The sequence below is a fragment of the Rhizobium sp. AP16 genome (assembly GCF_000281735.1).
Lineage (GTDB): Bacteria > Pseudomonadota > Alphaproteobacteria > Rhizobiales > Rhizobiaceae > Rhizobium > Rhizobium rhizogenes.
Map to the genome: position 1 here is coordinate 66,112 of NZ_AJVM01000068.1, position 21,021 is coordinate 87,132.

19 protein-coding genes are annotated in these 21,021 nt (G+C 59.9%); 11 read left to right on the plus strand and 8 right to left on the minus strand.

Annotation, left to right across the window (positions count from 1 at the left end; all coding sequences use genetic code 11):
• The first annotated feature begins 24 nt into the window (after positions 1–24).
• Positions 25–573 (plus strand): cupin domain-containing protein, encoded by a 549-nt coding sequence (locus PMI03_RS22315; RefSeq protein WP_007698406.1) that lies wholly within the window; start codon positions 25–27, stop codon positions 571–573.
• A gap of 100 nt (positions 574–673) precedes the next feature.
• Here the strand turns inward: PMI03_RS22315 and PMI03_RS22320 are convergent, their stop codons facing one another.
• The 3 genes from PMI03_RS22320 to PMI03_RS22330 all read right to left on the minus strand — a co-directional run bounded on the left by PMI03_RS22320 (position 674) and on the right by PMI03_RS22330 (position 4,947).
• Positions 674–1,735: a porin gene (locus PMI03_RS22320; RefSeq protein WP_007698409.1), complete on the minus strand. Its 1,062-nt coding sequence runs from the start codon at positions 1,733–1,735 to the stop codon at positions 674–676.
• A 603-nt stretch (positions 1,736–2,338) separates the two neighbouring features.
• Positions 2,339–3,805, minus strand: coding sequence for a glycosyltransferase family 39 protein (locus PMI03_RS22325; RefSeq protein WP_309574467.1), 1,467 nt, complete (start codon positions 3,803–3,805; stop codon positions 2,339–2,341).
• Between the two features lie 62 nt (positions 3,806–3,867).
• The gene (locus PMI03_RS22330) at positions 3,868–4,947 is read right to left on the minus strand and encodes a glycosyltransferase (RefSeq protein WP_007698415.1); all 1,080 of its coding nucleotides are present in this window, start codon (positions 4,945–4,947) and stop codon (positions 3,868–3,870) included.
• Between the two features lie 566 nt (positions 4,948–5,513).
• Here PMI03_RS22330 and PMI03_RS22335 point away from each other — a divergent pair.
• From PMI03_RS22335 to PMI03_RS22350, 4 genes are read left to right on the plus strand one after another with little or no spacing between them, the layout of a single operon-like run.
• A complete protein-coding gene (locus PMI03_RS22335; RefSeq protein WP_007698416.1) occupies positions 5,514–6,443 on the plus strand; it encodes a metal ABC transporter substrate-binding protein in 930 nt (309 codons plus the stop codon).
• On the plus strand, positions 6,440–7,279 hold the full coding sequence (locus PMI03_RS22340; RefSeq protein ID WP_007698417.1) for a manganese/iron ABC transporter ATP-binding protein: 840 nt from the start codon (positions 6,440–6,442) through the stop codon (positions 7,277–7,279). Before PMI03_RS22335 ends, PMI03_RS22340 begins: the two co-directional genes overlap by 4 nt.
• Positions 7,276–8,136 carry a metal ABC transporter permease gene (locus PMI03_RS22345; RefSeq protein WP_012649933.1) on the plus strand — a complete coding sequence of 287 codons (861 nt, stop codon included), beginning with the start codon at positions 7,276–7,278 and terminating at the stop codon, positions 8,134–8,136. Before PMI03_RS22340 ends, PMI03_RS22345 begins: the two co-directional genes overlap by 4 nt.
• Positions 8,133–8,978, plus strand: coding sequence for a metal ABC transporter permease (locus PMI03_RS22350; protein WP_007698420.1), 846 nt, complete (start codon positions 8,133–8,135; stop codon positions 8,976–8,978). Before PMI03_RS22345 ends, PMI03_RS22350 begins: the two co-directional genes overlap by 4 nt.
• 35 nt (positions 8,979–9,013) lie before the next feature.
• Here PMI03_RS22350 and PMI03_RS22355 read toward each other — a convergent pair whose 3' ends face one another.
• The 5 genes from PMI03_RS22355 to PMI03_RS22375 all read right to left on the minus strand — a co-directional run bounded on the left by PMI03_RS22355 (position 9,014) and on the right by PMI03_RS22375 (position 14,629).
• Entirely contained in the window at positions 9,014–9,463 is a 450-nt protein-coding gene (locus PMI03_RS22355) for a Fur family transcriptional regulator (RefSeq protein ID WP_007698421.1), read from the minus strand.
• A gap of 147 nt (positions 9,464–9,610) precedes the next feature.
• Positions 9,611–10,165 carry a sarcosine oxidase subunit gamma gene (locus tag PMI03_RS22360; protein WP_007698424.1) on the minus strand — a complete coding sequence of 185 codons (555 nt, stop codon included), beginning with the start codon at positions 10,163–10,165 and terminating at the stop codon, positions 9,611–9,613.
• Positions 10,158–13,091, minus strand: coding sequence for a sarcosine oxidase subunit alpha family protein (locus tag PMI03_RS22365; protein WP_007698425.1), 2,934 nt, complete (start codon positions 13,089–13,091; stop codon positions 10,158–10,160). The genes PMI03_RS22360 and PMI03_RS22365 overlap by 8 nt, the downstream gene beginning before the upstream one ends.
• The gene (locus PMI03_RS22370) at positions 13,088–13,366 is read right to left on the minus strand and encodes a sarcosine oxidase subunit delta (RefSeq protein ID WP_007698427.1); all 279 of its coding nucleotides are present in this window, start codon (positions 13,364–13,366) and stop codon (positions 13,088–13,090) included. The genes PMI03_RS22365 and PMI03_RS22370 overlap by 4 nt, the downstream gene beginning before the upstream one ends.
• A gap of 12 nt (positions 13,367–13,378) precedes the next feature.
• A complete protein-coding gene (locus PMI03_RS22375) occupies positions 13,379–14,629 on the minus strand; it encodes a sarcosine oxidase subunit beta family protein (RefSeq protein WP_007698429.1) in 1,251 nt (416 codons plus the stop codon).
• Between the two features lie 86 nt (positions 14,630–14,715).
• Between PMI03_RS22375 and PMI03_RS22380 the strand changes: the two genes are divergently transcribed.
• The 6 genes from PMI03_RS22380 (at position 14,716) to glnT (ending at position 20,884) form a co-directional block, all read left to right on the plus strand.
• On the plus strand, positions 14,716–15,675 hold the full coding sequence (locus tag PMI03_RS22380) for a GlxA family transcriptional regulator (RefSeq protein WP_007698431.1): 960 nt from the start codon (positions 14,716–14,718) through the stop codon (positions 15,673–15,675).
• A gap of 75 nt (positions 15,676–15,750) precedes the next feature.
• Entirely contained in the window at positions 15,751–16,434 is a 684-nt protein-coding gene (locus PMI03_RS22385; protein WP_007698434.1) for a helix-turn-helix domain-containing protein, read from the plus strand.
• Between the two features lie 91 nt (positions 16,435–16,525).
• Positions 16,526–17,434 (plus strand): glutamine amidotransferase family protein, encoded by a 909-nt coding sequence (locus tag PMI03_RS22390; RefSeq protein WP_007698438.1) that lies wholly within the window; start codon positions 16,526–16,528, stop codon positions 17,432–17,434.
• 31 nt (positions 17,435–17,465) lie between these two features.
• Positions 17,466–18,152: a GXGXG domain-containing protein gene (locus tag PMI03_RS22395; RefSeq protein ID WP_007698441.1), complete on the plus strand. Its 687-nt coding sequence runs from the start codon at positions 17,466–17,468 to the stop codon at positions 18,150–18,152.
• Between the two features lie 15 nt (positions 18,153–18,167).
• Positions 18,168–19,496, plus strand: coding sequence for an FMN-binding glutamate synthase family protein (locus PMI03_RS22400; RefSeq protein ID WP_007698458.1), 1,329 nt, complete (start codon positions 18,168–18,170; stop codon positions 19,494–19,496).
• Between the two features lie 80 nt (positions 19,497–19,576).
• Positions 19,577–20,884, plus strand: a complete 1,308-nt coding sequence (gene glnT / locus PMI03_RS22405; RefSeq protein WP_007698461.1) for a type III glutamate--ammonia ligase — start codon at positions 19,577–19,579, stop codon at positions 20,882–20,884.
• Positions 20,885–21,021 lie beyond the last annotated feature (137 nt).

Below are 21,021 nucleotides of genomic sequence, written 5' to 3' on the forward strand. Positions count from 1 at the left end.
AACAACCGAAAACATGAGGAATCCATGTCCGTCGATATTGGCAACCGATTGCGGCATCTGCGCCTGGCGCACAATCTGTCCCAGCGCGAACTCGCGAAGCGCGCTGGCGTGACGAACTCGACGATTTCGCTGATCGAGTCGAACTCCGCCAATCCATCGGTGGGTGCGCTGAAGCGCATTCTCGACGGCATCCCGATCGGGCTTGCGGAATTCTTCGCATTTGAGCCTGAGAAGTCTCGCAGGGCCTTCTACGCGGCCGAGGAGCTCGTCGAGATCGGCAAAGGACCGATCTCCTATCGCCAGATCGGCGACAACTTGTTTGGCCGCAGCCTTCAGATCCTGAAGGAATGTTATCAGCCGGGATCAGATACGGGCAAGGTGCCGCTCGTCCACGAAGGCGAGGAGGGAGGGATTGTTCTCTCTGGACGGCTTGAAGTCACGGTGGACGAAGAGAGGCGAATCCTCGGGCCAGGAGACGCCTATTATTTTGAGAGCCGGCGCCCCCATCGCTTCCGGTGTGTCGGACCGGTTCCGTGCGAGGTCATCAGTGCCTGCACGCCGCCAAGCTTCTAGGCCGTATAAAGACCAAGAAATTCATCTGGCCATAAATAGAAAAAGACCCGGCAGGGAACCGGGTCTTCCTCTTCTCTGATCGGAGGTCAATCAAATCAGATTAGAAGCTACGCTCGAAACGGAGGATACCAGCCCACTGATCTTCGTTGATCGAATCCCAGTTGGTGTAGGTGACTTCCGGCTCGACGAGAAGGTTCTTGACCGGGTTGAACTTGAGGTTCGTGGTCGCGGAGAAGATCTTCGAGTCGGTATAGGCGACCTGGAAGTTCCACTTCAGCTTTTCGTTGATTGGAACGCTTGCGCCGCCCCAAACTGCCCAGTCACCCCAGCCGATACCAGAAGCGTCGCCGCCACCGTTCGCGCCAGCGTACTTGTTCAGCTTGTCGCCGTCCGTGTTCCAGCCGCCCATGACGAAGGCCGAGAAAACGCCGAAGTCAGCGTCGACACGAGCCTTGATGGCGCCTTCTTCAACGATGGAGTCATAACCACCGACAACCTTGAAGCCCCATGCGCCAGCCTTGTAGCCGAGACCGCCGACAACGTCAGGAGCGTAGTGATCGGAGCTGTCTTCGCCGTTGGCGCCCGTGGCGCCAGTGCCGGAGTTGGTGTCTTCCAGCGAGATTACAGCCGTGAAGCCGTTGCCGGCATCGTAGTTGTAAGTGATCTGGTTGAGTTCGTACGGGCCGTCATAGACAACGTCGTCGTTGATGACGTCGCCAGCGTAACCGGTGAAGACGTTGAACTGCGAGTCTTCCTTACCAATGGTGAAGCCGCCGAGGCTGATGCTGCCATGCAGGAAGTTGGTAGATGTCGAAGCACCTTCCTGCCAATCCCAACGCAGCTCGGTGTTGGTTTTCAGCGGGCCGTACTCGGTGTCAGTCGCCGTCTGCAGCTGCAGCTCAGCACGAGTATGCCAGAGCGTGCCACGAACGTTGTTCGGGTTGTAGGCATCGTACCACTGACCTTCCGTACGAACCTTGCCGCCGATCTTGAGGCAGGTTTCGGTGCCCGGAATGAAGAAGTAGCCAGCGCCGTATGCGTCGCAGATGCGAACGTATTCCAGCGGCTCCGGCTCAGCAGCGACAATAGCGTCAGCGGCGTGAGCGCCGGATACTGCTGCAAGCGCAGCAGCGGAGCCGAGAAGAAGGCTCTTGATGTTCATTTTAATTCCAATCCACTAAGTCGAACTGAGAAATGGCGCACGAACGATGTCCGCCGTGCCTCACTCCCCATTCCGAACGTTTCCCCTTTTAGAAGCCATCCGACTTCTCGAAAAAGAGCTAACAGGAACAGAGAAGAGTGAGAACGACTTCAATGGTTATAAATGGAAAGCTCGACAATGAGGTGGAGTTGTTGTTGTACAAAAGCAACAAAAAAGGCTCAGTAAAAAATATTTAGAAACATACAGAAACAAAATGCACTAAATGATTTATAAAGGAAATACTTATTCAATTTATAAATTCGGAATCATTTATTTGTAAGTGAGATTTACTATAAATGCAAGTGTATATTACTATTATCGCGCTAATTGTCCTTTGTGTCGCCTATTCCAGCGCAAATCTGCGCCGGCTGACTCGAAACGAGCTAAAGCATGACGTTCCCAATGATGCCGACCGGGCGGCGTGGAATATTGATCATTAGTCATCCGGAAGGAGCGGCAATCAGCCGGTGGAGGCGCCGGCGCTTCCAATTCCGCCAGTCCGCTCGACCGCAAGTATTATTCCAGACGATCCAAACGTTGGCCGCTCATCCTCCGGCGCCTATACTAGAGATGTCGGAAAAGACGATAGTTCGACAGTCTTGCATCGACCTCATAGTAGTCGGCTGAAGAGGAAATAGGGCAGTCCTGGCTTACCAAGAGAAAGGATGTGTCCTCCTCCGGCGATAGCTCGGCGTCTTTCTTCAGGCTGACGTGATAATAACGTTCGAGATAGGCATGCAGCTGCCAATCGTCCGCAACGTTGCCGCAGGCTGCAACAATCGGCTGACAGCGGCCAGCGGCCGGGCAGATATGTTCCGCGATCTTTTGCGCATCCTCGATCTCGATTCTGTCCGAACCCGGTTTTCCAACGGCGAGAACCACGGAGAAGATAGCCGCGACCACGCCGGCAGTCAGTGCGAGATTCAACCGCCGAAGCCATTCCTTGTTGAGCGAGCGGATCTGAGGCAGCAATGCGGGGGCCGAGATCATTGCAGCCGCTGCGGCGAAATAGAGGATCGAAGGGTTGAAATAGAAACTGTTAAGGCGGGGGCTGACGAGAAGCGGCAAGGAGGCCGAGAGGCCGACGGTGAAAAGGAAAGCGGCATTGCGGTATCGTTGCCGGTGTAGCTCCGGCGTGGCGCATCTCGTCGCCAGGGTCCCGTGTCGGCCGCGCAGACGAGTGGACAGTATGAGAGCCGCAAGAAGCAGCGGGAAGAAATTGACCCGGAAAAGCGACCAGAGCCCATGCAATCCGCCGCTGGTCCCTCCACGATCACCGGCGAGGCTGGCAAAGAGCTGATAATGCAGATAGCGATCGGCATATCCGCGTGCTTCGGGATCGAGCAAGAGCAAGGCCAACATGCCGGCCGCGGCAATGGCTATCATCGCGGTATCGATCGTGGCGGTCCTGACGGATGGGCGACCGAAGCTGATGCTGAAAAGGATCGGAACGGCGAGCGGAAACAGGCCGACCGGCCCTTTCGTCATGATCGCCAGGAATGTCAGAACGCCTGCCTCGATCATATACGGCAATCTCGACGCAAACTTTGAAGCGCGGGATGTGCTATAGGCCTCGACGACAAGCCAGATCGCCGCCGAGGTGAACACGATCAAGGTGTTTTCAAGCATATTGTTGGCATATGCCCAGCTCAGCCGCCCCGCTATCAGAGTGAAGATCAAGGCAAGGACTCCGGTGCTACGCAGCGCAGGATCCTTCCCGGTCAACCGGCGCCATATGCCGAGCATGATCAGGCCGCTGAGCAGTGCGGCGAAGAGGGAATAACCTTTCTCGACCCAGGCGGTGTCGCCGAATGCCCGGAACGCGATGGCCTGCAGCCACATGGCAAACGGCGGGTGTTCGGCGAAAAGCGGAAACAGGGTTTGCGAGAAGGCGGGCCGCCACGGCGATCCGATACCCTCGGCCATGTTGCGGGCCACGCTGGCATAGATAAGGCCATCGAAGAACATGGTCTGTGTGACGAGCGGGCGTAAGACCTTCAGGCACAAAAGGATGGCCAGGAGTTTCCACAACAAGCCGGCCCCGGACGTTTGTCCGGAGGGCGGCACGGTTTCCTGGGTCGATGAGCCCGTATTCATTTCCATACGAGGTGCTTGACGACGACAAATTTCCAGATCGTGTCGATGGCGATGCCGGCCAACGTGGCAAGCAGGACGACATGCACGATGCGCTCATAGGTTATGGCCGCCGCCGACACATTGGCGAGGATGCCGACCGAGGAGATGAGCAGAAATTTGACGTACCCGTAAAATTGCGCCCAGCCCCGCAGGCGCTTGTCGCGAAACGTCAGGAAGTTGTTGAGCAGGAAATTGCTGCTGGCCGCCACGAGAGCGGCGGCGACCTGTGCCGCAGTGAACGGCAAGCCAAGCGTCAAGGCGCAGTAGAGTATGCTCAGATGCACCAAGACGCCCGAGGCGCCGACGCAGAGGAATGAAATGAGATTTGCGGGGAGAATACTACCCGTCATCTTGCTCATCAGGAAGGTTGCAAATCGCCAAAGCACACAGGCGTCGAGCTTGGATTCGCCATTCATCCTGACGCCGAAGTCGAAGGGTACCTCGGCATGCCGGAGCGATTTCTTCGTATGAAGGATATCGAGCAGGAGCTTGAAACCGGGATCACCAAGACGAGGCGCGATCTCCAGGAAGCTGTCGCGGCGGATGACGAAGAAGCCTGTCAGAGGATCGGTCATGCGCCGGCCGATGACGATGCTGCTCAGCGCATTGCCGCAGTCCGAAATCCGGCGGCGCAGGGCGGAAAGGGCGGCCGGGTTCACGCCTTCATCCAACCGCCGTGCCGCGCTGACAACATCCAGAGAACCGCTTTGCAGTCGTTGGACCAGTTGCGGAACAACGGCCGGATCGTGTTGTCCGTCGCCGTCCATGATGCATAGCAGATGCCCTTTTGCAGAGAGCATCCCCTGGATGCTTGACCGTGCCAAACCGCGATCGGCCAGTCGAAGGATCAAGCGGACGCGATGATCCTGCTGAGAGAGTTTATAGGCTGCGGAAGCGGTTCCATCCGAGGAATTGTCATCGACAAAGATCAACTCCCAATCGAAGCTGGAAAGCGCGTGTTTGACCCGCTCCAGAAAGGGAATGATGTTGTCGATCTCGTTGTATGTCGGAACAACGATGGAGAGAGTTTGATGCAAATCTGCACTTCCGGAAATATAATGCGAGGTTCGTCGATCGACATCTCTGAAATGAAGACCATGATCTCGTTTTAGACCGTGCAGTGCGTCTGGATATTTCCGACGATCTCTGAAGTAAGAATAATTTTAGGATTTTTGTTTCCGAAAGGGATGGGGTGTTGTCTTTCCGTTGGGTTTAGACACGTCAGTTGTTCCAAGCAGCATTGCTGGGGGAGCAAGGGGAAGGCGGGGTTGGCGCGTACTCGGCGTCATTTTACCGAAAGTTTGTGAAATTCGCGCAATCCGTTATTGCAATTCAGTCGCAATTGCATGATAGATACGCTGCGGAATATGGCAGATAATTATTGCAAATAAGTTGCATTTGCAAAATGCGGGCCGGCGATTGTGGGGTCGCGATAGGGAGAGGCGGGGGCTGATCCAGTGACCGCTCCAAGCTTCACCGGCTGCGGGTATCTGCCGCAGCCGAACGGTATTTTGTGTGCCCCTGAAGGCCGACTGGTCAACCTGGTTGTCGGAATGGGGCGAATGTTCAGGTCAGAGCAAAGAAAATAAGGAGAGACAATTTCATGTTTGATCGCGCCCGACGCAGGGTCCTTGCGGGATTGGCAGGTTTCGCGGCACTCGGCCTGATGGCAGGCGGTGTGGCCGCTGAGGAGGCAGCCAATCAGAAGTTCAAGGCGGTGACGACCTTCACGGTTATCGCCGACATGGCGAAGAATGTAGCGGGCGACGCTGCCATAGTGGAATCGATCACCAAGCCCGGCGCCGAGATCCACGAATATCAGCCGACGCCCCGCGACATCCAGCGGGCGCAGGGCGCCCAGCTTCTCTTCTCGAACGGTCTCAATCTCGAACTCTGGTTCCAGAAGTTCTATCGGCACCTGAAGGACGTTCCCGACGTCGTGGTCTCGACCGGCGTCGAGCCGATGGGCATCACGGAAGGCCCCTATAACGGTAAACCCAATCCGCATGCCTGGATGTCGCCGAAGAATGCGATCATCTATGTCGACAATATCCGCGACGCCTTCGTCAAATACGACCCGAAGAACGCCGAGATCTACAAGGCCAACGCGGAGGCCTACAAGACGAAGATCGCGGCGACCATCGCGCCGATCCGCGAGAAGCTGGATACCATTCCGGAAGACAAGCGCTGGCTGGTTTCGAGTGAAGGCGCCTTTTCCTATCTGGCCCGCGATTTCGGCCTGAAGGAACTCTATCTCTGGCCGATCAATGCCGACCAGCAAGGCACCCCGCAGCAAGTGCGCAAGGTGGTCGATACTATGAGTGTCAACAAGATCAGCGCGGTCTTCAGCGAGAGCACCATCTCCGACAAGCCGGCCCGGCAGGTCGCACGCGAGACCGGCACCCATTATGGCGGCGTGCTCTATGTCGACTCCCTGAGCGAGGCCGATGGGCCGGTGCCGACCTATGTCGACCTCCTGCGCGTCACCTCCGACACCGTGGCGAAGGGGCTGGCCGAGGGGCTGTCGCAATGAACGCGGTCGCCACCCGCATCTCCCCAGCACCTGCGGATGCGGGGGGCGGCATTTTCGTGAAGGATGCCACCGTCACCTATCGCAACGGCCATACGGCACTGCGCGATGCCAGCTTCAAGGTGCCAGAAGGCACCATCACAGCACTGGTCGGCGTCAATGGCTCCGGCAAATCAACGCTCTTCAAGGCGATCATGGGTTTCGTGCATCTGGCAAAGGGCGAGATTTCGGTCTTGGGAATGCCGGTCAAACAGGCGCTGCGGCAAAATCTCGTGGCCTATGTACCGCAGGCGGAAGAGGTCGACTGGAATTTCCCGGTCCTGGTCGAGGATGTCGTCATGATGGGTCGCTATGGCCATATGGGCATGATGCGGATTGCGAAGGCGGCCGATCATGAAGCCGTATCCAGGGCGCTTGCGCGCGTCGACATGAGCGAATTCCGCAAACGCCAGATCGGCGAATTGTCCGGCGGGCAGAAGAAACGCGTCTTTCTGGCTCGTGCTCTGGCGCAGGATAGCCGTGTCATCCTGCTCGACGAGCCCTTCACCGGTGTCGACGTGAAGACCGAGGAAGCCATTGTCAAATTGCTGCGTTCGCTGCGCGACGATGGCCGGGTGATGTTGGTCTCGACGCACAATCTCGGCTCCGTGCCGGAGTTCTGCGATCGCACCGTGCTCATCAAGGGCACGGTGCTCGCCTATGGGCCGACCGACGAGACCTTCACGCAAGAAAATCTCGAAAGGACCTTCGGCGGCGTGCTTCGCCATTTCGTGCTGAACGGTCCGGCCGGCAAGCCACCGGCACATGTCTCCGCGAGTGAGCATGGAGAGCGTGTCTGATGGCCTCCCTTCTCGAACCCTTCGGCTACAATTACATGCTCAACGCCATGTGGGTTTCGGCGCTGGTGGGCGCGGTCTGTGCGTTTCTCTCTTGCTTCCTGATGTTGAAGGGCTGGTCGCTGATCGGCGATGCGCTGTCTCACTCGATCGTGCCCGGCGTTGCCGGCGCCTACATGCTCGGACTTCCCTTTTCGATCGGCGCCTTCTTTTCCGGCGGGCTTGCGGCGGCGGCGATGCTGTTCCTGAACCAGCGGACGAAACTGAAGGAAGACGCCATTATCGGGCTGATCTTCTCCTCCTTCTTCGGGCTTGGCCTGTTCATCGTTTCGCTCAAGCCCGCGGCGGTAAACATTCAGACCATCGTGCTCGGCAATATCCTTGCCATCACGCCGGAGGACACGCTCCAGCTCGCCATTATCGGCTTCGTTTCGCTCGCCATCCTGCTGGTGAAATGGAAGGACCTGATGGTGACATTCTTCGACGAGACCCATGCCCGTTCGATCGGCCTCAATCCGACAGCACTCAAGATCCTGTTCTTCACGCTGCTCTCGGCCTCGACGGTCGCAGCACTTCAGACCGTCGGCGCCTTTCTGGTGATCTGCATGGTGGTGACCCCCGGAGCGACTGCCTATCTGCTGACGGATCGCTTCCCACGGCTGCTCATCATTGCGGTCGCGATCGGGGCAGTGACCAGCTTCGTCGGCGCTTATGCGAGTTATTTTCTCGATGGCGCCACCGGCGGCATCATCATCGTGCTCCAGACGCTGATCTTCCTCGTCGCCTTCTTTTTCGCACCCAAGCACGGCATGCTGGCAGCCCGACGCAGGGCGGCGGAAGGGCGGGAGGTGACACCATGAATGCTCTATCCACCCTGCTGGGACCGTTCCAGTTCGACTTCATGGTCAACGCCTTGATCATCTCGGTGCTGATTGCGGTGCCGACGGCGCTGCTGTCTTGCTTCCTGGTGCTCAAGGGCTGGGCTCTCATGGGAGACGCCATGAGCCATGCGGTGTTTCCGGGCGTGGTCATCGCCTATATCGTCGGCTTTCCCCTGGCGGTCGGCGCCTTTGCCGCCGGCATGGTCTGCGCTCTTGCGACCGGCTTCCTCAAAGACAACAGCCGCATCAAGCAGGATACGGTGATGGGCATCGTGTTCTCGGGCATGTTCGGGTTCGGTCTGGTCCTCTATGTGAAAATCCAGTCCGAGGTGCATCTCGATCATATCCTGTTTGGCGACATGCTCGGAATCGGATGGCAGGACATCATGGAAACCGCGGCCGTTGCGGTGCTGGCGGCGGCCGTCATCGCGGTCAAGTGGCGTGACCTGCTGCTGCATGCCTTTGACCCGGCGCAGGCAAGGGCAGTCGGTCTAAGGGTCAACCTGCTGCACTATGGTCTGCTCTGCCTGCTATCGCTGACGATCGTGGCGACGCTGCAGTCGGTGGGCATCATTCTCGCCATCTCCCTGCTGATCGCGCCCGGTGCCATCGCCTATCTATTGGCGCGCAGGTTCAGCGTCATGCTCGTTCTATCGGTGGTGATTGCGGTGACGGCAGCATTTTCCGGCGTCTATCTGTCCTTCTTCATCGACAGTGCACCGGCTCCAACCATCGTGCTGCTGCTCGCCATCACTTTCGTCGGCGCTTTCCTCTATGCCTCTCGCAAGGCGGTGGGGACGGAAGCACACGAGACGGCGTAGGGAGATTTTTGCGGAAGTGCCTTGGAGGCGGTTTACTAGACCGTTTCCTTGCCCTTCCTGGGCGGGCGCCTCTTGTCGATCGGCTTGACGTAGATTTCCAGCCTGTGGCTGACGATCGTGAAGCCGTGCTGGCGGGCGATCTCTTCCTGCAGCCGCTCGATTTCGTCGGAGCGGAATTCGATCAGATCGCCGGTTTCGACATTGATCAGATGGTCATGATGCTCCTGATCGGCGCTCTCGAAGCGAGCTCGGCCATCGCCGAAGGTATGCTTTTCCAGCACGCCCTTTTCCTGCAGCAAATTGACGGTGCGATAGACGGTGGCGATCGCAATGCCCGGATCGATCTCGCTGACCCGCCGATGCAGCTCCACCGCGTCGGGATGATCCGACGCATCGGACAGAACCTGCATGATGATCTTCCGTGGTCCGGTCAGACGGAGCCCGTTTTCCTTGCAGAGTGCGGCTATGTCCTTCTTGAAGTGCATGAGTATGTCGGCCGGATCAGGTTCGGTTGGGGATGGATCGCTCTAACGCAGTTGAGCTGCATTTGCAAAAAGACAATGGAGCCTGATGTCTAAACATCGGGCTTTCAGGCGAACAGGGGCCTTGATAGGGGAGCCTTACGGGGCGGATTAAGATAACCCGTTGAGAACGCGCAAAGCACCGAGCGAAGTCACCAGGGCTTCGAGTTCCTCGTAGAGCGCTTCGGCAAAGCTGCGCAGCACTGTCAGCTCGAAACTGTCAACACCGGTGCGCGTCAGCTGCAGCGAGATATGGCCGAACAGCGTGACGGCCGAGCGTCCCTCCGGAAACGCCGAGGGATGAAGATCGACGACCGTGCCCCTGGCGAGCAGTTCAGCCGCCTGCGGGCCGGAGAGGCCGATGCGGACGCGGCCATGGCTCTGGTCGGAGACGAAGGCGCTCCCTTGCAGGGTCGAAGAAAGGGCTGCGAGGCGCGACGGCGGAAGCGGATCATCGCCGGCGATGAACCATTGCCGGTATCCGGTGGAGCGGATCGTGCTCGCTTCAAGCCCTGCGGCAGAAAGCGGGCTGGCGAGGCCATCGGCGTCTATTACCCCCATGACATGCAGCAGATGACCTTCCGGCAGAGGTTCCAAGCGGATGCCCGGACCTTGCAGGGCGGTCTTGCCGGCAAGTACCGGTCTGTGTTCGGGGCGATCAGGCATGGAGCTTCTCGTTTTCGAGATCGATGAAGACCGGGCTGCAAAGCTGCCCCGCGGTGAATTCGCTTCTAAGGCCGTTCCAGATCATGACCTTTTCGCCGATGCGTTCCGGGCCATGCTTGACCAGCGCCAGGCCGATCGTATGGCCGAGGGTCGGCGAGAAGGCACTGGAGGTGACATAGCCCTGGTCATTTTCGAGCGTCGCCGCCGCGCCATCCGCCAGGATATGGGCGCCGGTGCGGAAGCTCGTCGCCGGGTCGAGCGGCTTGACACCGACGAGGCGGGGACGGTCAGACGATTGCAGACCCTCGCGGGCGAGCATGGCCTTACCGATGAAATCCGTCTTGGTCGCCGAGACCATGCGGCCGAAGCCGAGATCGCCTGGTGTCACCGTGCCGTTGATCTCGGCATGGGTGACATGGCCCTTCTCGATACGCATGACGCCGAGCGCTTCGGCGCCATAGGGGCAGATGCCGTGCTTTTCGCCAGCCTGCATGATGGCATCGGCCACCCATTCGCCATAACCGGCGGGCACGGCGAGTTCATAGGCAAGTTCGCCGGAAAAGGAGATGCGGAAGAGCCGGCCCTCAAGCTTGCCGCTAAAGAGCGTCACCGGACGGGCGCTCATGAAGGGGAAGGCGGCATCCGACAGATCCTCGTCGACGATCTCGGAAAGGATCGCCCGCGATTTCGGACCGGCGACCGCCATCTGCGCCCATTGATCGGTCGAGGAGGCGAAGTAGACCTCAAGCTCCGGCCAGAGCGTCTGGGCGCAGAATTCGAGATGAGTGAGTACGCCGGCGGCGAGTGCCGTCGTCGTCGTCATGAAGAAATGCTCTTCGCTGAGCCGGCTGGTGGTGCCGTCATCATAGATCATGCCGTCTTCGCGCAGCATGATGCCATAGCGCGCCTTGCCGACAGCAAGCTTGGCAAAGCCGTTGCAATAGATGCGGTCGAGAAAGGTCGCGGCATCCTTGCCGTGGATCTCGATCTTACCGAGCGTCGAGACATCGCAGATCCCGGCATTCTTGCGAATATTCAGCACTTCGCGATCAACGCTTTCGCGCCATGTCGTCTCGCCTTGGCGCGGGAACCAGGAGGAGCGATACCAAAGGCCGGTTTCGACAAAGGTAGCGCCGTTCTTGCTCGCCCAGTTGTGCAGTGGCGACTTGCGGGCCGGCTGGAAATGCTTGCCGCGCGAGGCGCCGGTGAGCGCCCCGAAGGAGACTGGCGTATAGAAGGGCCGGAATGTGGTGGTGCCGACTTCGCCGGGCGAGACGCCGCGCGCTTCGGAGAGAATGCCGATGGCGTTGATATTGGAGAGCTTGCCCTGATCGGTCGCCATGCCGTTGGTGGTATAGCGCTTGGCGAGTTCGACATGCCCATAGCCTTCGCGCACGGCAAGGCCGAGATCTTTCAAGTTCACGTCGTTCTGATAATCGACGAAAGCCTTGCCCTTGCCGCCTTTGACATACCAGAGCGCGGTGCTGGCGGCAGAGGCTTCTTCTGCCGGGACGAAAGCGGGCGTGATCCCGCCGAAACCGATCGCTTCCAGCGCCTCGGCGGCTTTGCGCGCACCATCGCCGAGGCAGGCTTCCGTGGTGGCGAGACCAGTTGCGGAGCCGGCAATCAGCAAGCCTTCCTGCCGCTCCGGCGCCAGGAAGGCGGCTTGCTCATCGGACCAGACGGGTCTTGCTCCGCGGTGGCAGGCAAGGTGGATGATCGGGCTCCAGCCGCCTGACATCGCCAGCGCATCGGCCTCGATGTCCTGCATGCCGGACGCCGTTGCAATGGTCACGCGGCGCAATTGCTTGCCGCCATGCGCGTCGACGATGCATCCCCCGGAGAAGACAGGCGCCTTGCCGCTCCAGCTTTCGCCGCCGCTGCTGCGGTTGTCGACGATGGCGGCAACTTCGACGCCGGCCGCTTCAAGATCGGCGGCTGTGTGGTAGCCGGATTGGTTGGTGGTGAAGATGACGGTTCGGGCGCCGGGCGTGACGGCCTGGCGGTTGAGATAGCTGCGCATGGCGCCGGCCATCATCACACCCGGAATGTCGTTGCCGCCGAAGACAAGGGGACGTTCCTCCGCGCCGGTGGCAAGGATCGCTTGCTTGGCGATGATGCGCCAGAGCCGTTCGACCGGGCGCTGCGGATCGGGCAATGCCACATGTTTCTGCACGCGCTCGACCGCACCGAAGACATTGTCGTCGTACCAACCGATGACGGTGGTGCGCGGTAGGAGCTGCACGTTCGGCAGCGTCGCGAGTTCGTCGAGAATGTCCTGTAAGGTAGAGCCGGTCTCGCAAAGCAGGCTGCCGCCAAGGGGAAAATTCTCGTCGGCAAGGAGGACGCGGGCGCCAGCGCGCGCCGCCGTTAGCGCGGCGGCAAGGCCGGTCGGTCCCGCGCCGATCACCAACAGGTCGCAATGCGCCCAGCATTTCTCATAGGAATCCGGATCGGCTTCATAGGATGCTTTCCCAAGCCCGGCAGCCTTGCGGATTATTGGCTCGTAGACTTTCTCCCAAAAGGCAGCCGGCCACATGAAAGTCTTGTAGTAGAAACCGGCTCCGAGGAAGGGCGAGAGCAGACCGTTGACGGCGCCGACATCGAAGCCGAGCGAAGGCCAGCGGTTTTGGCTGCGGGCAATCAAGCCGTCATAGAGATCGATCATCGTGGCGCGGCTGTTGGCTTCCGTCCGGCCGCCGGATCCGATCGTCACCACCGCGTTGGGTTCGGCCGCACCCGCCGTCAGGATGCCGCGCGGCCGATGATATTTGAAGCTGCGGCCGACGAGCTGGATGCCGTTGGCCAGCAGAGCAGACGCCAGCGTATCGCCGGGATGGCCGCTCAGAGGCTTGCCGTCGAAGGTGAAATTGACGGTTTTGGAGCGGTCGATCCGACCGCCAGAGGGAAGGCGATAGCTGGTCATGCCTGGCCTCCGAGCTTGGCGAGCGCAGCGTCGCTGACCTCATGAACGGCATGGGTGACGGTATCGCGCTCGACGATCAGCCAGCGGCGGCAACCGGACGAATGATGCCAATATTCCTTATGAGCACCCCTCGGATTGTCGCGCAGGTAGACATAGTCGTACCAAGCCTCCGCGCCGGCATCGGGGGCGGGGCGTGTGAGGCTCGCGTCACCCTTGATGGTGAACTCCTCTTTGGGACGCTGGCCGCAGTGAGGGCAGGTAATCAGGCTTGCCATGTCGTCATGTCCTCAATGCAGGTTCGGCTGGGCGCCGACGCCCTTTTCGTCGAGCTGATAGCCGCGCCGGAAGCGGTCGAGGCGCAGCTCGCGGGCCGTCTCATGCGGCTCGTTGCGGGCGATCAGATGGGCGTAGCAATAGCCGGAGGCCGGCGTCGCCTTGAAGCCGCCGTAGCACCAGCCGGCATTCAGATAGAGATTATCGATATGAGTGCGGTCGATGATCGGCGATCCGTCCATGCTCATGTCCATGACGCCACCCCATGAGCGCAAGTAACGCACGCGGGTGAGCGACGGGATCAGCGCGACACCGGCCTCGGCGACATGCTCGACGGTGGCGAGGTTGCCGCGTTGGGCATAGGAATTATAGCCATCGATGTCGCCGCCGAAGACGAGACCGCCCTTGTCCGATTGCGAAACATAGAAATGGCCGGCGCCGAAGGTGACGACCGTATCGATGAAGGGTTTCAGCCCCTCGGAGACGAAGGCTTGCAGCACATGGCTTTCGATCGGCAGGCGCAGGCCGGCCATATCGGCAACGACGGTGGAGTTGCCGGCCGCCGCCAGCGCCAGCTTGCCGCAGCCGATGAAGCCCTTGCTGGTCTCGACGCCGGTCACGCGACCGTTCTCGGAACGGATGCCGGTCACCTCACAGCCGGTGATGATATCGACGCCGCGGCTGTCGGCGCCACGCGCATAGCCCCAGGCGACTGCATCGTGACGCACCGTGCCGCCGCGCGGCTGGAACAGGCCACCCATGATCGGGAAACGGGCATTGTCGAAATCGAGGAAGGGAAGCTTCCGGCGCACCGCCGCCTTGTCGAGGAATTCGGCATCGACGCCATGCAGGCGCATGGCATTGCCGCGCCGGGTATAGGCGTCGCGCTGCGCATCCGAATGGAAGAGATTGAGCACGCCGCGCTGCGAGACCATGGCGTTGAAATTGAAATCCTGCTCCAGCCCTTCCCAGAGCTTCATCGACAGCTCGTAGAACGGATTATTGCCGGGCAGCAGGTAGTTCGAGCGGATGATCGTCGTGTTGCGGCCGATATTGCCGGAGCCGAGATAGCCCTTTTCCAAAACGGCGACATTGGTGATGCCGAAGGTCTTGGCGAGATAATAGGCCGTCGCTAGCCCATGGCCGCCGCCGCCAACGATGATGACGTCGTAATGCGGCTTTGGCTCGGGCTGGCGCCAGGCGGGAGCCCAGCCGGTATTGCCGCGAAGGCCGTTGAGGAAAATCGATAAAGCGGAATAGCGCATGAATTGCTCCGAGAGATCCGCTTCATGATGACAGAAGGACAGCTATCCACTTGCCCATTTAGGACCTTTGTGAATAGAAAAAGGACATGTCATCGATTGATGTGAAAAACGTCCAGCATATCGGCTTCATCCTGATCCCGGGATTCGCCCTGATGTCCTATGCCTCGGCCACCGAACCGCTGCGCGCCGCCAATCTTCTGGCGGGGCGGGAGATCTACCACCTCTCAAGCTTCTCGCCGGATGGCGCGTCGGCTTTGTCTTCCGGTGGCGTGCCGGTGCCCGCCGATCCGCTTCCAGGCCGTGGCTCTGGGCTTGGCACCGTCTTCGTCTGCGCCGGCGGCTCGCCGCGCGACTGGCATTATCCGGCGGTGTTCGCATGTCTCAGGCAATTGGCGCGCGAGGGTGTGCGTATTGGCGGCATTTCCGGTGGCCCTTATCTGCTGGCTGAAGCCGGGCTGCTTGCCGAGCGCGACTTCACCATCCATTGGGAGCATGCGCCGGCGCTGCTCGAAGCCTTTCCCGCGCTTTCGCCGCGCCAGGCCCGCTTCGTCGTTGATGGAAACCGCATCACCTGCGGCGGCGGCATCGCGCCGCTCGATATGATGCATGTGTTGATTTCCGAGCGCATGGGGCCGGACTTCGCCCGCCGCGTCAGCGACTGGTATCTGCACACGGAGGTCGGCGAACCGACAGCGCCACAGCGCGGCTCGCTTGCCGAGCGCTACGGGGTTCATCATCCGGGCCTCCTCAGCGTGCTGGAGAAGATGGAGGAGACGATCGAGATGCCGCTTGGCCGCACTGCCATGGCCCGGATCGCCGGCGTCACGCCGCGCCATCTCGACCGGCTGTTTGCGGCTCATCTCGGCTTCACTTTCCTCGATCAATATCGCCGAATCAGGCTCCAGCATGCCCGGCGTCTCCTGGAGCAGAGCCCGCTTTCGATCTCTGAAATCGCCATCGCCACCGGTTTTTCCAGCGGCGCGCATTTCTCCCGTGTCTATCGCAGCGCCTATGGCGCGGCACCCAGCAATATTCGTAAGCCCTGACTTTCTTCATGGTTGAGGAAATTTCACTGTGACGATAGGGTGGCTGCGATGACGCGTTGCAACAAAGGATCGTGAATGAAGACGAAGCCGGAGAAGACCACGGACGAGGAGCATCCCCACGGCGCACGGCCGGCCTTGTTGCAGGACCCGCACGCGGTTCGCGAGCCGAAGGAAAACAATCTGGAAATGGCGATCGGCCATGAGGTGCGCGCCTATCGCAAGAAGCTCGGCATCACCGTGACCGACCTTGCGGCATCGACCGGGATTTCGCTCGGCATGCTGTCGAAGATTGAAAACGGCAATATCTCACCATCGCTGACGACGCTGCAATCGCTCTCCCGCGCCCTCGGCGTGCCGCTGACGGCCTTCTTCCGGCGTTACGAGGAACCGCGCAATGCCGTCTTCGTCAAGGCGGGACAAGGCATAGAGCTGGAACGACGCGGCACGCGCGCCGGTCATCAATATAATCTGCTCGGTCACATCGACAACAATTCGAGCGGCGTCATCGTCGAGCCCTATCTCATCACGCTGACGACCGATTCCGACGTCTTCCCGACGTTCCAGCACGAGGGCATGGAGTTTCTCTATATGCTCGAAGGCGAGGTGGTCTATCGCCATGGCGACCAGCTTTTCCAGATGCAGCCGGGCGACAGCCTGTTCTTCGACGCCGACGCGCCGCATGGGCCGGAAGTGCTGGTGAAACTACCCAGCCGATATCTCTCGATCATCAGCTATCCACAGCGCGGCAAGAGCGACTGACTTGCTTTAAAAGAAAATATTATTCTTGCCAGTTGAAATCTGAAATTGGACCTGCTAGTCATTTTGCAGACGCGAAATGGAGGGTCTGATCATGTGCGGAATTGTGGGTCTCTTCCTGAAGGATAAAAGCCTGGAGCCGGAACTCGGCTCGCTTCTCTCGTCCATGCTGGTGACGATGACGGACCGTGGCCCCGACAGCGCCGGCATCGCGATTTACGGCGGTGCGAACGGCAATAAAGCGAAAATCACCATCCAATCCGCCAATCCGGCAAAGGACTTCGACGGCCTTGAGCAGGATCTTCGGCGGGTGCTAGATGTCTCGGTGTCGATCGAGGTGAAGAGCACCCATGCCGTTATCGCACTTGCGAAGGATAAGCTCGACGAGGGCCGTGCCGCGATCGCGTCGCTGCGACCGGATGTCCGGGTGATGAGCAGCGGCGACGCTATCGAGATCTACAAGGAAACCGGCTTACCAAAGGACGTCGTCTCCCGTTTCGGCGTCGCCTCCATGTCCGGCACGCACGGTATCGGTCATACCCGCATGGCAACCGAATCCGCCGTCACGACGCTCGGCGCCCATCCTTTTTCGACCGGCTCCGATCAATGCCTGGTCCATAACGGCTCGCTGTCGAACCACAACAATCTGCGTCGCGAGCTGGTGCGCGAGGGCATGACCTTCGAGACACAGAACGACACTGAGGTTGCCGCCGCCTATCTGACGGCTGAGATGGCCAAGGGCAAGGATCTGGGCGAGGCATTGACCGGCGCGCTGGACGATCTCGACGGTTTCTTCACCTTCGTCGTCGGCACCAAATCCGGCTTCGGCGTCGTTCGCGATCCCATCGCCTGCAAGCCGGCCGTCATGGCCGAGACCGATCGCTATGTCGCCTTCGGCTCTGAATATCGCGCGCTCGTCAACCTGCCCGGCATCGAGGATGCCCGCATATGGGAGCCGGAGCCGGCCACCGTCTATTTCTGGGATCACGAAAAGGCTGCCTAGTCCAGGGTCGGCGCAATCGAGAGAGTTTTTTATGCCAGTTTTCGATCTTTCCGTCACACCGCTGCGTGACCTCAACAGCGCTCTCCACGGCCTTGCGGCAGGCGCCAACGATACTGCCTTCGAGGTGGTCAATCCGCGTGGCCATCATGCTGTTGCCGTCGGTATCGACGCTCCCGTGACCGTCGATGTCAAAGGATCTGTCGGCTATTATTGTGCTGGCATGAACGATGGCGGCAACGTCACCGTACACGGCTCGGCCGGCCCGGGCGTTGCCGAGAACATGATGTCGGGCACCGTTGTCATCGAAGGCGATGCGAGCCAGTATGCGGGGGCGACCGGTCAGGGCGGCCTGCTGGTCATCAAGGGCAACGCGGCGTCCCGTTGCGGCATCTCGATGAAGGGTATCGATATCGTCGTGCACGGCAATATCGGCCATATGTCTGCCTTCATGGGACAGTCCGGCCATCTGGTCGTGCTCGGCGATGCCGGTGATGCGCTGGGCGACAGCCTTTATGAAGCCAAGCTTTTCGTGCGTGGCTCGGTCAAGAGCCTCGGCTCGGACTGCATCGAAAAGGAGATGCGCCCCGAGCATCTCGCAAAGCTTTCCGAGCTTCTCGATAAGGCCGGCGTCAGCGGCGTCAAGCCGGAAGAGTTCAAGCGCTACGGATCGGCGCGCAAGCTCTACAATTTCAACATCGACAATGCCGACGCGTACTGAGGCGAAAGGAATATCATGAGCTATCACAATCCTCTGACGCCGCCGCGCAAGTCCGCCACCTTCGACGACCATACGCTGGCCGAGATCCGCCGCGCGGCGGCAACCGGCATCTACGATATTCGCGGCGCCGGCACGAAGCGCAAGGTCCCGCATTTCGACGATCTTCTTTTCCTCGGTGCATCGATCTCGCGCTATCCGCTCGAAGGTTATCGCGAGAAGTGCGACACGACGGTGGTTCTCGGCAGCCGCTTTGCCAAGAAGCCCATTACGCTGAAGACCCCGATTACCATCGCCGGCATGAGCTTCGGCGCTCTCTCTGGCAATGCCAAGGAAGCGCTTGGTCGCGGCGCCACGCTTGCGGGCACATCGACCACGACCGGCGACGGTGGAATGACTAATGAAGAACGCGGCCATTCGCAGACCCTCGTCTATCAGTATCTTCCGTCGCGCTACGGCATGAACCCGAAAGACCTGCGTCGTGCGGATGCAATCGAAGTGGTGGTCGGCCAGGGCGCAAAGCCCGGCGGCGGCGGCATGCTGCTCGGCCAGAAGATTTCCGATCGCGTCGCCCATATGCGCAATCTGCCGAAGGGTATCGACCAGCGCTCGGCCTGCCGTCACCCGGACTGGACCGGCCCCGACGATCTTGAGATCAAGATCATGGAACTGCGCGAAATCACCGATTGGGAAAAGCCGATTTACGTCAAGGTTGGCGGCGCGCGTCCCTATTACGACACGGCTTTGGCGGTGAAGGCCGGTGCCGATGTCGTTGTTCTCGACGGCATGCAGGGCGGTACGGCGGCGACCCAGGACGTCTTCATCGAAAACGTCGGCATGCCGACGCTCGCCTGCATTCGCCCGGCCGTTCAGGCGCTGCAGGATCTCGGCATGCACCGCAAGGTGCAACTGATTATCTCCGGCGGCATTCGTTCCGGTGCTGATGTGGCAAAGGCGCTTGCGCTTGGTGCCGATGCCGTCGCCATCGGTACGGCGGCGCTGGTCGCCATCGGCGACAATGATCCGCGCTGGGAAGAGGAGTACCAGAAGCTCGGAACCACCGCCGGCGCCTATGACGACTGGCACGAAGGCAAGGATCCGGCTGGCATCACCACGCAGGATCCGGAACTCGCCGCGCGGCTCGATCCGGTTGCTGCTGGCCGTCGTCTTGCCAATTATCTGAAGGTCATGACGCTCGAGGCACAGACGATTGCGCGTGCCTGCGGCAAGAACCACCTTCATAATCTGGAGCCGGAAGACCTGTGCGCGCTGACCATGGAAGCTGCCGCCATGGCGCAGATTCCGCTTGCCGGCACGAGCTGGTATCCGGGCAAAGGGGGCTACTAAATTTTCACCGCCGGGTTAGAGAGCCCGGCGGTATTCTATCAAAATCGAAGTGTCTCTAAGAAATCCAAAGGGGAACGAGAATGACACTGGACCTTGCTGCTTTTGCCAAAGACAAAGGCATCAAATACTTCATGATCAGCTATACCGATCTGTTTTCCGGCCAGCGCGCCAAGTTGGTGCCGGCGCAGGCGATTGCCGCGATGCAGGAAGAGGGCGCCGGCTTTGCCGGTTTCGCCACCTGGCTCGACATGACGCCCGCCCATCCGGACCTGTTTGCCGTGCCGGATGCATCCTCCGTCATCCAGCTCCCCTGGAAGAAAGAGGTTGCCTGGGTTGCCGCCGATTTGTGGATGGATGGCGAGCTCGTCGCCCAGGCGCCGCGCAATGTGCTGAAGAAACTCGTCAAGTCGGCCGAAGCCGAGGGCATGCGGGTCAAGACCGGTGTCGAAGCCGAATTCTTCCTGATCACCGCTGACGGCTCGAAGATTTCGGACGAATACGATACGGCCGAAAAGCCCTGCTACGACCAGCAGGCGGTGATGCGCCGCTATGACGTGATCGCCGAGATCTGCGACTACATGCTGGAACTTGGCTGGGGCGCCTATCAGAACGACCACGAGGACGCCAACGGCCAGTTCGAGATGAACTGGGAGTTCGACGACGCGCTGAAGACAGCCGACAAGCACTCCTTCTTCAAATTCATGGTCAAGTCGATTGCCGAAAAGCACGGGCTGCGCGCCACCTTCATGCCGAAGCCTTTCAAGGGCCTGACAGGCAATGGTTGCCATTGCCATATCTCCGTGTGGAGCAATGACGGCAAGACCAATGTCTTTGCCGACAGGGAAGCGGAATTCGGTCTTTCGGCGCAGGGCAAGCAGTTCCTCGGCGGCATCATGAAGCATGCCTCGTCGCTGGCGGCGATCACCAATCCGACGGTCAATTCCTACAAGCGCATCAACGCACCGCGCACCACTTCGGGCGCTACATGGTCGCCGAACACGGTGACTTGGACCGGCAACAACCGTACCCATATGGTGCGTGTGCCCGGCCCCGGCCGCTTCGAACTGCGCCTGCCGGACGGTGCCGTCAATCCCTATCTGCTCCAGGCGATCATCATCGCCGCCGGCCTCGATGGCATTCGCAACAAGGCCGATCCCGGCCCGCATCACGACATCGACATGTATGCCGAAGGGCATCTGGTGAAGGATGCGCCGCGCCTGCCGCTCAACCTGCTCGATGCGCTCAGAGCCTATGATGAGGATGAAGGCCTGAAGGAAGCGATCGGCTCGGAATTCTCCGCCGCCTATCTGAAGCTCAAGCATCAGGAATGGAATTCCTACTGCTCGCACTTCACGCAATGGGAACGCGACAGCACGCTCGATATCTGAGCGTTGCACGGCATTCCATAGGATAAGCGCATAGGCCGGAGCCTGAAACTCCGGCCTAACGTAGATATTCTGCCTAGGACGACGAAGGAAAATGAACATGGAGAAGTTCGTTCTAACGGTTTCCTGTCAATCGACAC